This window comes from Pannonibacter sp. I15F10I1 (assembly GCF_900185665.1).
Classification (GTDB): Bacteria; Pseudomonadota; Alphaproteobacteria; order Rhizobiales; family Stappiaceae; genus Pannonibacter; species Pannonibacter indicus.
Window position 1 is genome coordinate 360,500 of sequence record NZ_FYAN01000029.1, and the last position, 12,070, is coordinate 372,569.

Genomic DNA, 12,070 nt, shown 5'->3' on the forward strand with positions numbered 1-12,070 from the left:
ACATCAAACCGCTGGCAAACCCTCAGGCCGCAGCTTCCTTTTTCTGCTGCTCTTCGTCCGAGCGCGGGTCCATGGCGGCGGTTTCCGGGGTGGAGAGCCGCCCCGTGGTGAGCACCGGAACGAAGTCCGACTTCTCGGCGACACTGAGGCTTGCCCGCTGGGTCATGCGCCAGAGGGTGAAGAGCACCATCAGCAGATGCGCGCCCGCCGTCACATGGAACAGGGCCGACGGCGAGGTGGCCGACATGAGCGCGGCCGCCGCGATGGGGCCGATCATGGTGCCGACGCCATAGAGCATCAGCAGCCCGCCGCTGGTCTTGAGAAACTCCCCCGGCGCCGCATGGTCATTGGCATGGGCGACGATGACCGGATACATGGAATAGATCATGCCGCCGAAGAGCGAGACAAAGATGATCACCGTGGTGCTGCCGGGCGCGGAGAGCAGCGACAGAACAATTTCCACGACCATGGCGACCAGACCCATGCCAATCAGCACGAGGCGGCGGTCGATCCGGTCTGACACCATGCCCACCGGCACCTGAATGAGGGCGCCGATCAGCAGCGACAGCGACATCATGATGGCGACATCGCCCACCTCAAGGCCGATGCGCCGCCCGTAGACCGCGCCCAGCGTGCCGAAGGCGCCGTTGGAAATGCCGGTGAGGACAACGGCGACCACGGCAACCGGCGAATTCTTCCAGAGCTTGCGCGGGTCCAGTCTTGCCTGCGTCAGCGGCGTGGGGGTTGCGGCAGTGGAAAGGGCCGTGGGCAGCAGCGACAGGGAATAGATGATGGAGCCCACCACGAAGAAGACAAAGCCGGTGGGATCACCAAGCGTCAGCAGCATCTGGCCGATCGTGGTCGAGCCCAGGTTGATCATGGTGTAGATGCCGAAGACCCGCCCGCGCGTCTTGTTGTTGGCGCGCTCGTTGAGCCAGCTTTCCACGATCATGGCGCCGCCTGCGAAGCAGAAGCCGGTGAGCGCGCGCAGCGGAATCCAGACTTCCGGCATCATGAACAACAGGTTCAGCAGCATGGAGATGGCAGCAATGGAAGCCATCACGCCAAAGGTGCGGATATGGCCGACGCGCTTCACGATCATCGGCACCAGCAGGCAGCCGGCGATGTAGCCCGCCGCCCAGCCCGCGCCCAGCATGCCCAGAGACGTGTCGGAGAAGCCTTCGGCAAGACCACGCACGGGCAGAAGCAGGCCGTGCAGCCCGCCCGCCATCAGCAAGAGGCCGGAACCGAGAAGGAGGGCGGCGATGGAAAGCACGGTCGACATGAAGAAATCCGGACAGCAGCAGTGGTCTTTTTGTGGCCTCAGCAGCGCATTTGGCGTGAGGAGCGTGGCTCATGCTGCCCGAGACAGAGGTCAGACGACAAGACAAGCTTGTCCCGGATCGTGCATGAGGCTGGTTTATCAACCGTTCATGATTTCACGGCAGCAACATGGCAGCCCCTCCCCTCTAATCTGGCATGACCTGAAGGCCCAACGTCTGTAAGACCAGAGCGTTCCATCGAAAGGACGCAAAGCCGATGACAACGCCCGCCGCCCCCGAAACCCCCTCCGAGGCCATCAGCCTGCTTACCGCGCAAGCCTTGCGCGAAGGTGCCGCCCGCCTGCTGGATCTCGCCAGACAGACTGCGCTTGCCGGCATCCGTCTGGATGAGGGCAAGCTGGAGCCACTGGCTCAGCAGGTGGCTTCGATCCTGCGCGCTGCGGCGCCGGAAGCCGGGCTGGCCCCGCACACCCTGTGGCGGCTGGCAGAGGCAGGCGGAGAAGACCGCTGGGGCATGATTGCCGGTGCGCGTGCCTTTCCCGATGTGCGGATGATGGGCCGTGCCGCCTTTGATGCGGCCATCACCGCGGTGCTGATGACCCCGCCTGCGGATCCAGGCTGGCAGTTCGATGATCCTTTCACCGGAGAGAGGCTTGCAGGCGCTGAAGGCATGACGGCAGCCACCCTGTCCGCTTTCGCCAGCGGGCTTTTCTCCGCCGTGCCCGCCGATCCCATCCGCGCCGATGCCCATGCGCTGATCCGGGTGGAAACGGAAGAGCTTGCCCGCGCCCTGCAGGTGGATGAGCGCCATGCGGCCACTCTCGCTGCCCGCCTGCACCGGCTGGGGGAACTTGCAGGCATGCGGCCCGATCTCTTTGCCCGCGATGACGAGCCACGGCCCGGAGGGCTGTTCGACGTGCTGTTCGATGAGGGGCAGGAAGACGGCAGCCTGAGCCTTGCGCGGATTTTCGCGCTCGTGCTGGAAGGGCTGGTGCCGCTGTGGGAGGGCTCCGAAAGCCTCAACGGCGTGCCGCTGGGCGATACGGTCCGCGTGCCGGCGCTCGAAGGCCGCATGGCTGGCGAGCCTCTGCTGCCGCTGCATGAACGGGCAAGATATCTGGCGCTCTCCCTCATCGAGCCGCTGGCCTGGGCCGGCATTGCGCCGCTGGACCTTGATGCCCTTGGCGGGCCCACGGACACAGCGCATGTGCAGCTGTTGCTGGCAGGGGGTGTTGTTTCCTTCGCCCTGCATGACGGCGATGCCCGGGTGCAGGCGGCCATGCTGCGCGGGCTCACCGGAGCGCTGACCCTTGAGCTGGCAAACAAGGTCCGGGACATTCTGGAAACGGGAGCCGGAGACCTGCCGCTGACCTGCATCGAGGAAGCGGGCACCTTGCCGCTTGCTGCCATGCTTTTGCGGGAAAACCCGGCAGCTGTTGAGGACTTCGGCAAAATTGCCGCCGCCGGGACTGTTTTTTGAGCGCTCTTCGGTGCATAGGAAAAGACAGAGACATCAGAAGACACACCGGCGGAAAGCCGCAAGAACAGGAGACAGGCAGACATGTCCGGAGCCATCGTAGTTGATCATCCGCTGGTCCAGCACAAGCTCACGATCATGCGCAACAAGGCCACCTCCACCCAGGGCTTCCGCCGCCTGCTGCGCGAGATCTCGACCCTGCTGTGCTATGAGGTGACCCGCGACCTGCCGCTGACGCAGATCACCATCGAAACCCCGATCTGCGAGATGCAGGCCCCGACGCTGGCGGGCAAGAAGCTCGTCTTTGCCTCGATCCTGCGCGCCGGCAACGGCCTGCTGGAAGGCATGCTGGATCTGGTGCCCTCCGCCCGCGTTGCCCATGTCGGCCTCTACCGCGACCCGGAAACCCTGACGCCGGTGGAATACTACTTCAAGGCCCCGGAAGATCTGGGCGAGCGCCTCGTGATCGTCGTCGACCCGATGCTGGCCACCGCCAATTCGGCCATCGCGGCCGTCGAGAAGCTGAAAGCCCGCGGCGCCAACAACATCCGCTTCCTCTGCCTGCTGGCAGCCCCGGAAGGCGTTGCCAAGTTCATCGCCGCCCATCCGGATGTGCCGGTCTACACCGCCTCCATCGATGCCAAGCTGAACGACCATGGCTACATCGTCCCCGGCCTTGGCGATGCGGGCGACCGCATGTACGGCACGAAGTAAGACAGACACCGGCAGGAGCAGCCCCGCATGATCACCGTCTTCGGGTCCATCAATCTTGATCTCGTGGCGGCGGTCGAGCGCCTGCCCCTGCCGGGTGAAACGGCAGCCGGGCCGGACCATCAGAACTTTCCCGGCGGCAAGGGCGCCAACCAGGCGCTGGCCGCCCGCCGCGCCGGAGCGGACGTGGCCATGACCGCCGCGGTGGGAACGGATGTCTTCGCCGCCCCGGCCCTTGCCAATCTGGAAGCCGCTGGCGTTGATCTGTCCGGCGTGCGCCGCCTCGATGGGGCGACCGGCATTGCCATGATCGGCGTCGAGGCCAGCGGCGAGAACCTCATCATCGTCGCCAGCGGCGTCAACGCCCGCGTGTCTGCCGGCTGGCTCAAGGGCAAGCTGCCTCAAGGCTCCCTCCTGCTGATGCAGATGGAAACGCCTGCCGCTGAAATCCGCGCCGCCATCGCCGCCGCACGCGAGGCTGGCGCAACGGTGATCCTCAACACCGCCCCAGCCGGAGACCCTGCCGTCAGCGAGCTGGCCAGCCTCAGCGATATCGTCATCGCCAATGAGAGCGAGGCGATGGAGATTGCCGGAAAGCTCGGCCTGCCGGGCGAGCCGGAAGCCTTTGTGCGCACCGTCGCCGAAGGCCGCCTTGGCTCTGCGCGGCTCGCAGTGGTGACGCTGGGCGCCAAGGGCGTCATCGCCCATGACGGCACGGCGCTTTACAGCGTGCCCACGCCGAAGGTGCGTGTGGTGGACACCACCGGCGCAGGAGATGCCTTCTGCGGCGCCTTTGCCGCGGCGCTTGACCGGGGCGATGAACTGGGCGCGGCGCTCGCCTTCGGCGTTGCCGCCGGAAGCCTTGCCTGCACCGCCAATGGCGCGCAGGGCAGCGCCCCCGATGCCGCCGCAATCCGCCAGCTCGCCGCAACGCTTCCCATCACCCGCAGCCTATTGCATGCAAACACTGCATCTGAAGCCGAAGATGGCTTGGGAAAAGCCTGAAGTCCGGTCACTCTGGCACGGTCTTTCAGCCCCCCTCCCCCTGGTGGGCTACCGAATTCACACATCAGGCTCAGACAACGCCCGCAGTGATGCATCTTTTCTGTGGTAGAGCCTGTCCGCCCCCCTCCCCCTGGTGGGGAGGGGTAAGGGGTGGGGGGCTCTGAGCCGGAAACGATATGAAAAACAGATAGATGCCTGAAAAGGTCTCACAAGGAGCAGCTGTCCGAAATCAATGGACACTCCGCCAGACGGAGAGGCCTTTCCCCCCACCCCTCACCCCTCCCCACGAGGGGGAGGGGGGCTGAAACGCCGTGCCAGAGTGACCAGACTTCACGCTTTCCCTGATCTGTATTCTGCTTCGGGCATGATGTGTGCATGCAGTAGCCCTCGTGGGGAGAGGGGGGCGGCAGGCGCCCTCCCGAAATACAAACGCCTCACTGCCGGCAATGTCCGGATCTGATGTGAATCCGATAGCTCCCGCAGCTGATCCCGTTCACCGGATGCTAAGCCGGATGTGACAAGGATCTCCCGTCCATCCTCCGTGTGTCCGGCAAGGTCATGCTGCGTTATCTCGTCGTCCTCGTTCTGCTTGCAGCTCTGGTGCCTTTCGTGCCGGGGCTGGTGGAGCGCTGGACGCAAGCGCAAGACCCTTCCCCCGCAGCAGAGCAAGCCGCTCAGGCCACAGGCGGCAGCCTGAAACTGAAGGCGGAGCCAAACGGGCATTTCATCGCGGGAACCCGCATCAATGGCCGGACGTTGAAGATGATGGTGGACACGGGCGCAACGCTCGTCGCCTTGCCCCAGTCTGACGCCCGCCGCGCCGGGATAAGGCCGGAAGACAAGGACTTCACCGCCCGGGTCAACACCGCCAACGGCATCATCGCCGCTGCGCCGGTGAAGATCGAAACCCTGGAGCTGGGCCCTCTTTATCTTCGGGATGTGGATGCAGTGGTCATTCCCGATGCCTCATTGTCGACACCACTGCTTGGCATGTCAGCGCTGCGCCGGTTCAAACGATTTGACATTTCTGGTGACACGATGCTTCTGGTTCAATAATGTCCAGCCGCTCGGACATCCCTCATTTCGTTAGTCTTTTCCGGCACAAGCTTTTGCGAGGTTCATCATGTTTCCCAAACCCGAAGCATTTCTGAAGTCGAATACCTACGCCTACGAATCCAAGCCGATGGTCAAGCCCACCGGCTTCCGCGAGTATGACGCGCGCTGGCTGTTCGAGAAGGAAATCAACCTGATGGGCATGCAGGCCCTCGGCATGGGGATCGGCACCCTGATGCATGAGCGCGGCATCCGTCCGGATATCGTCGTCGGCCATGACTTCCGCGGCTATTCCGCCTCCATCAAGATGGCGGTCATCAACGGCCTGATGGCTGTGGGCATCAACGTTCATGACATCGGCCTTGCCCTGTCGCCGATGGCCTATTTCGCCCAGTTCGCGCTGGACGTGTCGGCCGTTGCCATGATCACCGCCTCGCACAATGACAATGGCTGGACCGGCGTGAAGATGGGCGTCAACCGCCCGCTGACCTTCGGCCCGGAAGAAATGGGCCGCCTGAAAGACATCGTGCTGAACTCCGCCTTTGTCGCCAAGGGTTCCGGTTCCTACCGCTATGTCGACAATTTCGCGGACGTCTACATCAAGGACCTGACGGACCGTGCCAAGCTGAAGCGCCCGATCAAGGTCGTGGCGGCCTGCGGCAACGGCACGGCCGGTGCCTTTGCCCCGCGCGTTCTGGAAATGCTGGGCGCGGAAGTCATTCCGCTCGACGCCGAACTCGACCACACCTTCCCGAACTACAATCCGAACCCCGAAGACATGAAGATGCTTCATGCCCTGCGCGACAAGGTTCTGGAAACCGGTGCGGACGTTGGCCTCGGCTTTGACGGCGACGGCGACCGCTGTGGCGTGGTGGACAACGAGGGTGAAGAGATCTTCGCCGACAAGGTGGGCGTGATGCTCGCCCGAGACATTTCCTCGCTTTACCCGAACTCCAAGTTCGTGGTGGACGTGAAGTCCACTGGCCTGTTCCACACCGATCCGGTGCTGAAGGCCAATGGCGCGGTGACCGATTACTTCAAGACCGGCCACTCCTACATCAAGCGCCGCGTGACGGAACTGGGCGCCATCGTCGGCTTTGAAAAGTCCGGCCACTACTTCTTCAACGCGCCGATCGGCCGCGGCTATGACGACGGCCTCGTCTCGGCCATCGCCATCCTCGACATGATGGACCGCAACCCGGACAAGTCCATGGCCGACCTGCGCCGCGCCCTGCCGAAGACCTGGGGCTCGCCCACCATGGCGCCGCATTGCGAGGACGAGATCAAATACGGCATCGTCGACAAGGTGGTTGCCCGCTTCCAGGCCATGCAGGCCGCAGGTGAGAAGGTGGCCGGACAGGCCATCACCGATCTCATCACCGTCAACGGCGTGCGCGTCGTCACGGAAGACGGAACCTGGGGCCTCGTCCGCGCCTCTTCCAACAAGCCCGAGCTTGTGGTGGTGGTGGAGAGCCCCGCCTCCGAAGCCCGCCTGCACGAGATGTTCAAGGCCGTGGATGCGGTGCTGCGCGAGAACCCGGAAGTGGGCGCCTACAACCAGACCCTCTGATCCTGACCTGAACGGACGGCAACAACATGATCCGGCCCTTTGGCACCCTTCCCGGCGGTGAAACCGTCAATGAAGTCACGCTGAGGGCCGGTTCCCTCGAAGCTGCCGTCCTGACCTATGGCGCAACCCTCCGGGACCTGCGCCTTCATGGCCGCCCGCTGGTCCTCGGGCTCAACACGCTTGAGGACTATCAGGCCCACGGCGCCTATTTCGGCGGCACCTGCGGGCGCTATGCCAACCGCATTGCCGCTGGCCGCTTCACGCTGGATGGCGTGTCCCATCAGGTCACCTGCAACGAGAAAGGCCGCAATCATCTGCATGGCGGCCAGTGCGGCTACGACAAGAAGCTGTGGCAGATCGCCGAACTCTCCGCCTCCAGCCTGCTTCTGACGCTGACCTCGCCCGATGGCGAGGAAGGCTATCCGGGCAATGTGGACCTGCGCTGCCGCTACACGCTGCTGGAGAACGGCACGCTGCGCCTTGAGATGAGCGCGGTGACCGATCAGCCAACGCTGGTCAACCTTGCCCATCACAGCTATTTCAATCTCGACAGTTCCACCGATATCAGCGGCCACCGGCTGCAGATCCTTGCAGACCGCTATCTGCCGGTCGATTCAGACTGCATCCCCACCGGCGGGATCCTGCCCGTCGCGGGCACCGCCTTTGACTTCCGCACCAAGCGGCCGGTCCGCCAGACCGGCGCGGACCATGCGCGGGTGCTCTACGACCATAACTTCTGCGTGGCGGACACACCCTCGGAAACCTTGCGCCTTGCCGCCGTGCTGGAAGGCGAAACCTCGGGCGTTTCCATGGAGCTCTGGACCACTGAACCGGGCGTCCAGTTCTATGATGCCTCAGGCCTTGGCCTGCCTTACGAGGGGCTGGAAGGGCGCCGCTATGGCCAGCATGCCGGGCTTTGCCTCGAGCCGCAGCGCTGGCCGGACAGCCCTAACCATACGGAGTTTGCGGGGGCTGTTCTGCGGCCCGGAACAACCTATAGTCAGGTGACCGAGTTCCGCTTCCAGCCGTGAGCCGCACCGCATGAAGACCGTTTTTTCGCCCGTCCAGCTGACCCATGACCCGAAGATGGAAATCTCGGACGGGAAGCTGAAACCCGCCGTGGAAATTCCCAGCCGGGCGGAGATGGTGCGCAGCGAAATCCTGGCCCGCAAGATCGGCCCTCTGTGGACGCCGCAGGACTTTGGCCGCGCCCCGCTGGAGCGGGTGCACACGGGCGAATATCTCGACTTCCTTGAAAGCTTCTGGAGCCGCTGGACCGGTGCCGGGCGGCAGGGCGAGGCCTTCCCCTTCGTCTGGCCCGTGCGCCAGCTGCGCGCCGCCCCCACGCCCAGCCACATCGACGGGCTGCTGGGCCGCTTCTCCTTTGATGCGGGCACGCCGCTGGGCGAGCACACCTGGGCCGCAGCCACGGCCAGCGCAAATTCCGCACTGACCGCCGCCCGCTTCCTGCGCGAAGGCGACCGCTCCGCCTTCGCCCTCTGCCGCCCGCCGGGGCACCATGCGGCAGCCGATTACTTCGGCGGCTATTGTTTCCTCAACAATGCCGCCATCGCCGCCCAGTGGCTGCGCGATCAGGGCACCGCGCGCGTCGCCATCCTTGACGTGGACTATCACCACGGCAACGGCACGCAGGCGATTTTCTACGAGCGCGCCGACGTGATGTTCCTGTCCATCCACGCCGACCCCAAGGAAGAATACCCCTATTTCCTCGGCCATGCGGACGAGACGGGCGAAAAGGCCGGCAAGGGCTTCACCCACAACTGGCCGCTGCCGCCCGGCACCGATTGGGCCCGTTACGCCCAAGCGCTGGAAGAAGCCTGCCGCTGGCTGACGGTCTATTCCCCGGACGTGCTGATCGTCTCGCTCGGTCTCGACACCTACGAAAACGACCCGATCTCCCAGTTCCGCTTCGTGCCGGAAGACTTCCTGCGCCTCGGCGCCAGGCTCGCCCGCCTCGGCAAGCCCACCCTCTTCGTCATGGAAGGCGGCTACGCCGTCGACGCCCTCGGCTCCAACTGCGTCAACGTGCTGGAAGGATTTCTCGGGGGGTGAGGGGGAACTCTGCGGCCCGCGCCTTCCCGGTAAATGTTAAGCAGCTGTTAACTTTTGCCGCCCCAATATGCAACCTGTGATTACGATTCTCCCCAACACCTCACCAAGGTGATACCATGACACAGATTGCTTCCGGTCTCCCGCGTTCGGGGTCTGATCTGCTGAGTTCGCTGCGCAAGTCCGGCGCGGCGGAGGCGGAAGGGCGGCAGCCGGGCGGGCGCTCTGGCACAGAACAGGCTGGCGGCGCCGCCGGCAACCCGGCCGCCATTGTCGACCTGTCACGGCAGGCACAGGAAGCCCTGTCCCGGATGGGCTCCGACAAGGAAGTGGCCGACAAGCTGCAGGAAATCCTCACGGCACAGAAGGGCGGCACCGCCTCCAGAGCCGGAGAGGCAGGCAAGGCCCTCTTCACCCAGGCTCCGGACCCCAGCAAGACGGATGGCTCCTTCGAACCGCTGAAGGTTCTCAAGGACGCAGCCGCTGGCGGCTTCAAGGGTTTCGACTTCGAGCACTTGATCGAGCAACACAGAATTGCCGAGAGAGACGGTTTTAGCATTATCGGGCCGGCCGCCTCCGAACAGGAACAGCTCGTTCAGGATTTTCTCTTTTCCTTGGCCGGAGACGCGGCCCAACTGGAACGGGAAGGCAAGACCGAAGAGCTGCAGAAATTGCGTGATGCGGTGGCCAATGGCACACTCAGGATTGAAGACCCGGCCGAGGTTGAAGGCCTCAATCTCTCTTACACCGTGAAAATATCCCAGAACGAGTTCGGCATATCTGAAAAATGGACGCTTGAGAGGCAGTCCACCGGGGCAGTGAAGGAGGCCCTGGACAAGGGACTGGCAAAGGTGACCGCCCATGCCGACCTTGGGGCCTTTTTTGCCGACTGGAGCGGCGGCGGACAGAAGACCTGAACACCGCTGCTGCCTGCCTGATCCGGCAAGCCGCGCTGCCCCTCTCAACAAGGTGATGCCATGACACAGATTGCTTCCGGTCTCCCGCGTTCGGGGTCTGATCTGCTGAGTTCGCTGCGCAAGCCCGGCGCGGCGGAGGCGGAAGGGCGGCAGCCGGGCGGGCGCTCTGGCACAGAACAGGCTGGCGGCGCCGCCGGCAACCCGGCCGCCATTGTCGACCTGTCACGGCAGGCACAGGAAGCCCTGTCCCGGATGGGCTCCGACAAGGAAGTGGCCGACAAGCTGCAGGAAATCCTCACGGCACAGAAGGGCGGCACCGCCTCCAGAACCGGAGAGGCAGGCAAAGCCCTCTTCACCCAGGCTCCGGGCTCCGGCAAGACGGATGGTTCCTTCGAACCGCTGAAGGTTCTCAAGGACGCAGCCGCTGGCGGTTTCAAGGGTTACGACTTCGAGCACTTGATCGAGCAACACAGGATTGTCCATAGAGGTGGCATTGGCGGGACAGATCCCACCGACTCCGAACAGGTGATGTTGATTCAGGGTTTTCTCTTTGACCTGGCCGGAGACGCGGCCCAACTGGAACGGGAAGGCAAGACCGAAGAGCTGCAGAAACTGCGTGATGCGGTGGCCAATGGCACGCTCAGGATTGAAGACCCGGCCGAGGTTGAAGGCCTCAATCTCTCCTACACCTCAATAACATCCCAGAATGAGTTCGGCAGATCGACAAAATGGACGCTTGAGATGCAGTCCACCGGGGCGGTGAAGGAGGCCCTGGACAATGGACTGGCAGGGGTGACCCCATTTGGCCACCTTGGGGTCTTCTTTTCTGACTGGAGCGGCGGCGGACAGAAGACCTGAACACCGGTGTTGCCTGCCTGATCCGGCAAGCCGCGCAAAGGTCGGTGCGCCGCAGGGGGGTGAGGGGGCGGCTGAAAATGGCAGGCCCTGAGGGCTCAACCCAGCAGGTCCGGCAGATCTCGCATGGCGTGGAGAACCCGCACAACCCGTACCTCCTCACCAGCATCGAGGAAGAAAATCAGATAGCGCCCATGCCGGGCTGAACGCAGTCCCTTGCACAGATCGTCCCGGGCAGGGAAACTTTCCGGACGTTCAGCAGCCTGAAGCATCCTGGCCTCGATTTCGGCCACAAAGGACAGGGCTCGGGCAGGATTGTCCTGGGCGATGAAGTCACCAATCTCGATCAGATCGGCCATGGCGGCTGGCAGGATGATCAGCCGCGCCATGGATCAGGGCTTCACCGCATATCTTGCACGGAGTTCTGCGAACACCTGGTCCGCCGGGATGCCCGGCCCGCTGTCCAGCCCCGCCTTGATCGCCTCCCGCAAGGCCTCCAGGTCCTGCCGCTCCGTGTCCCGGCTACGGGTCCAGGCACGAAGAGCCTCCCGGACCACTTCGCTGGCCGAGGCATATTCGCCCGACGCTACCGTCTGACGCAATGTCTCGGCCATTTCGGCCGGCACGGTGATCGTCATTCGTTCGACAGCGCCCATGACGGAACCTCCTGCAGCATGATCATACTTCATCATACTTATGATGCAGATTGGCGCAATGCCAGAGGGGATGCAGGCCGCAATCACTCAATCATCCGCATGCAGGTCCGCCATCAGATCCTCCACGCTGGCGAACTTCTTGCCCTTGCCGCTTTCAATCTCGGCTATGGCTATACGGGTCTCGGCATTTGGAATCTTAACGGCAAATGGGAGCCGCTGTTCATCAGCGATCCGGATCATCAGCAGCCGGATCGCATCCGAAACAGAAAGCCCCATTGCTTCCAGAGCAGCGGTTGCCCGTTCCTTTGTGTCCCTGTCGATGCGAGCACGTACGACCGAATCTGAGTGCATGTCTCCCCCCCTTCATGTAGCTCCAATGTAGCTACATTTTCTTCTCCTTTCCAGTCTGATGTCCAGCGTGCTTTTGAACGCTGTCCTATCAACGAAAGAGAGAAACTGGTGTCTGACTGACA

At 63.6% G+C, this 12,070-nt stretch carries 13 protein-coding genes; 9 read left to right on the forward strand and 4 right to left on the reverse strand.

Annotated features, from left to right (window positions below; all coding sequences use genetic code 11):
* Positions 1 to 22 precede the first annotated feature (22 nt).
* The gene (locus IF10I1_RS22540) at positions 23 to 1,285 is read right to left on the reverse strand and encodes an MFS transporter (RefSeq protein ID WP_186424678.1); all 1,263 of its coding nucleotides are present in this window, start codon (positions 1,283 to 1,285) and stop codon (positions 23 to 25) included.
* Positions 1,286 to 1,539: 254 nt separating this feature from the next.
* Here IF10I1_RS22540 and IF10I1_RS22545 point away from each other — a divergent pair, with 254 nt between their 5' ends.
* From IF10I1_RS22545 to IF10I1_RS22585, 9 genes are all read left to right on the forward strand, one after another.
* Positions 1,540 to 2,763: a DUF1688 family protein gene (locus IF10I1_RS22545; protein ID WP_186424679.1), complete on the forward strand. Its 1,224-nt coding sequence runs from the start codon at positions 1,540 to 1,542 to the stop codon at positions 2,761 to 2,763.
* An 81-nt stretch (positions 2,764 to 2,844) separates the two neighbouring features.
* Complete coding sequence (gene upp, locus IF10I1_RS22550; RefSeq protein ID WP_050472227.1) at positions 2,845 to 3,474, forward strand: uracil phosphoribosyltransferase; 630 nt, start codon at positions 2,845 to 2,847, stop codon at positions 3,472 to 3,474.
* 27 nt (positions 3,475 to 3,501) lie between these two features.
* Positions 3,502 to 4,476 (forward strand): ribokinase, encoded by a 975-nt coding sequence (locus tag IF10I1_RS22555; RefSeq protein WP_186424680.1) that lies wholly within the window; start codon positions 3,502 to 3,504, stop codon positions 4,474 to 4,476.
* 558 nt (positions 4,477 to 5,034) lie between these two features.
* The gene (locus tag IF10I1_RS22560) at positions 5,035 to 5,532 is read left to right on the forward strand and encodes a TIGR02281 family clan AA aspartic protease (RefSeq protein WP_208994306.1); all 498 of its coding nucleotides are present in this window, start codon (positions 5,035 to 5,037) and stop codon (positions 5,530 to 5,532) included.
* A gap of 67 nt (positions 5,533 to 5,599) precedes the next feature.
* A complete protein-coding gene (locus IF10I1_RS22565) occupies positions 5,600 to 7,099 on the forward strand; it encodes a phosphomannomutase/phosphoglucomutase (protein WP_186424682.1) in 1,500 nt (499 codons plus the stop codon).
* A 26-nt stretch (positions 7,100 to 7,125) separates the two neighbouring features.
* The gene (locus IF10I1_RS22570) at positions 7,126 to 8,130 is read left to right on the forward strand and encodes an aldose epimerase family protein (protein WP_186424683.1); all 1,005 of its coding nucleotides are present in this window, start codon (positions 7,126 to 7,128) and stop codon (positions 8,128 to 8,130) included.
* A gap of 10 nt (positions 8,131 to 8,140) precedes the next feature.
* Positions 8,141 to 9,172 (forward strand): histone deacetylase family protein, encoded by a 1,032-nt coding sequence (locus tag IF10I1_RS22575; protein WP_186392203.1) that lies wholly within the window; start codon positions 8,141 to 8,143, stop codon positions 9,170 to 9,172.
* Positions 9,173 to 9,288: 116 nt separating this feature from the next.
* Positions 9,289 to 10,086, forward strand: a complete 798-nt coding sequence (locus tag IF10I1_RS22580; RefSeq protein ID WP_186392204.1) for a hypothetical protein — start codon at positions 9,289 to 9,291, stop codon at positions 10,084 to 10,086.
* 60 nt (positions 10,087 to 10,146) lie between these two features.
* On the forward strand, positions 10,147 to 10,944 hold the full coding sequence (locus IF10I1_RS22585) for a hypothetical protein (protein ID WP_186392205.1): 798 nt from the start codon (positions 10,147 to 10,149) through the stop codon (positions 10,942 to 10,944).
* 95 nt (positions 10,945 to 11,039) lie between these two features.
* On the opposite strand, the gene IF10I1_RS22590 is transcribed toward IF10I1_RS22585, so the two are convergent.
* The 3 genes from IF10I1_RS22590 to IF10I1_RS22600 form a co-directional block, all read right to left on the reverse strand.
* Positions 11,040 to 11,330 carry a type II toxin-antitoxin system RelE/ParE family toxin gene (locus tag IF10I1_RS22590; RefSeq protein ID WP_122519229.1) on the reverse strand — a complete coding sequence of 97 codons (291 nt, stop codon included), beginning with the start codon at positions 11,328 to 11,330 and terminating at the stop codon, positions 11,040 to 11,042.
* Between the two features lie 3 nt (positions 11,331 to 11,333).
* Positions 11,334 to 11,597, reverse strand: a complete 264-nt coding sequence (locus IF10I1_RS22595) for a type II toxin-antitoxin system ParD family antitoxin (RefSeq protein WP_186392206.1) — start codon at positions 11,595 to 11,597, stop codon at positions 11,334 to 11,336.
* 87 nt (positions 11,598 to 11,684) lie between these two features.
* The gene (locus IF10I1_RS22600) at positions 11,685 to 11,948 is read right to left on the reverse strand and encodes a type II toxin-antitoxin system RelB/DinJ family antitoxin (RefSeq protein WP_186392207.1); all 264 of its coding nucleotides are present in this window, start codon (positions 11,946 to 11,948) and stop codon (positions 11,685 to 11,687) included.
* Positions 11,949 to 12,070: the final 122 nt, after the last annotated feature.

What these genes read in the sequence shown, in the direction of transcription:
- IF10I1_RS22540 (WP_186424678.1), bottom strand. Translation starts at nt 1,285, where the DNA reads ATGTCGACCGTGCTTTCCATCGCCGCCCTCCTTCTCGGTTCCGGCCTC.
- IF10I1_RS22545 (WP_186424679.1), top strand. Translation starts at nt 1,540, where the DNA reads ATGACAACGCCCGCCGCCCCCGAAACCCCCTCCGAGGCCATCAGCCTG.
- upp (WP_050472227.1), top strand. Translation starts at nt 2,845, where the DNA reads ATGTCCGGAGCCATCGTAGTTGATCATCCGCTGGTCCAGCACAAGCTC.
- IF10I1_RS22555 (WP_186424680.1), top strand. Translation starts at nt 3,502, where the DNA reads ATGATCACCGTCTTCGGGTCCATCAATCTTGATCTCGTGGCGGCGGTC.
- IF10I1_RS22560 (WP_208994306.1), top strand. Translation starts at nt 5,035, where the DNA reads ATGCTGCGTTATCTCGTCGTCCTCGTTCTGCTTGCAGCTCTGGTGCCT.
- IF10I1_RS22565 (WP_186424682.1), top strand. Translation starts at nt 5,600, where the DNA reads ATGTTTCCCAAACCCGAAGCATTTCTGAAGTCGAATACCTACGCCTAC.
- IF10I1_RS22570 (WP_186424683.1), top strand. Translation starts at nt 7,126, where the DNA reads ATGATCCGGCCCTTTGGCACCCTTCCCGGCGGTGAAACCGTCAATGAA.
- IF10I1_RS22575 (WP_186392203.1), top strand. Translation starts at nt 8,141, where the DNA reads ATGAAGACCGTTTTTTCGCCCGTCCAGCTGACCCATGACCCGAAGATG.
- IF10I1_RS22580 (WP_186392204.1), top strand. Translation starts at nt 9,289, where the DNA reads ATGACACAGATTGCTTCCGGTCTCCCGCGTTCGGGGTCTGATCTGCTG.
- IF10I1_RS22585 (WP_186392205.1), top strand. Translation starts at nt 10,147, where the DNA reads ATGACACAGATTGCTTCCGGTCTCCCGCGTTCGGGGTCTGATCTGCTG.
- IF10I1_RS22590 (WP_122519229.1), bottom strand. Translation starts at nt 11,330, where the DNA reads ATGGCGCGGCTGATCATCCTGCCAGCCGCCATGGCCGATCTGATCGAG.
- IF10I1_RS22595 (WP_186392206.1), bottom strand. Translation starts at nt 11,597, where the DNA reads ATGGGCGCTGTCGAACGAATGACGATCACCGTGCCGGCCGAAATGGCC.
- IF10I1_RS22600 (WP_186392207.1), bottom strand. Translation starts at nt 11,948, where the DNA reads ATGCACTCAGATTCGGTCGTACGTGCTCGCATCGACAGGGACACAAAG.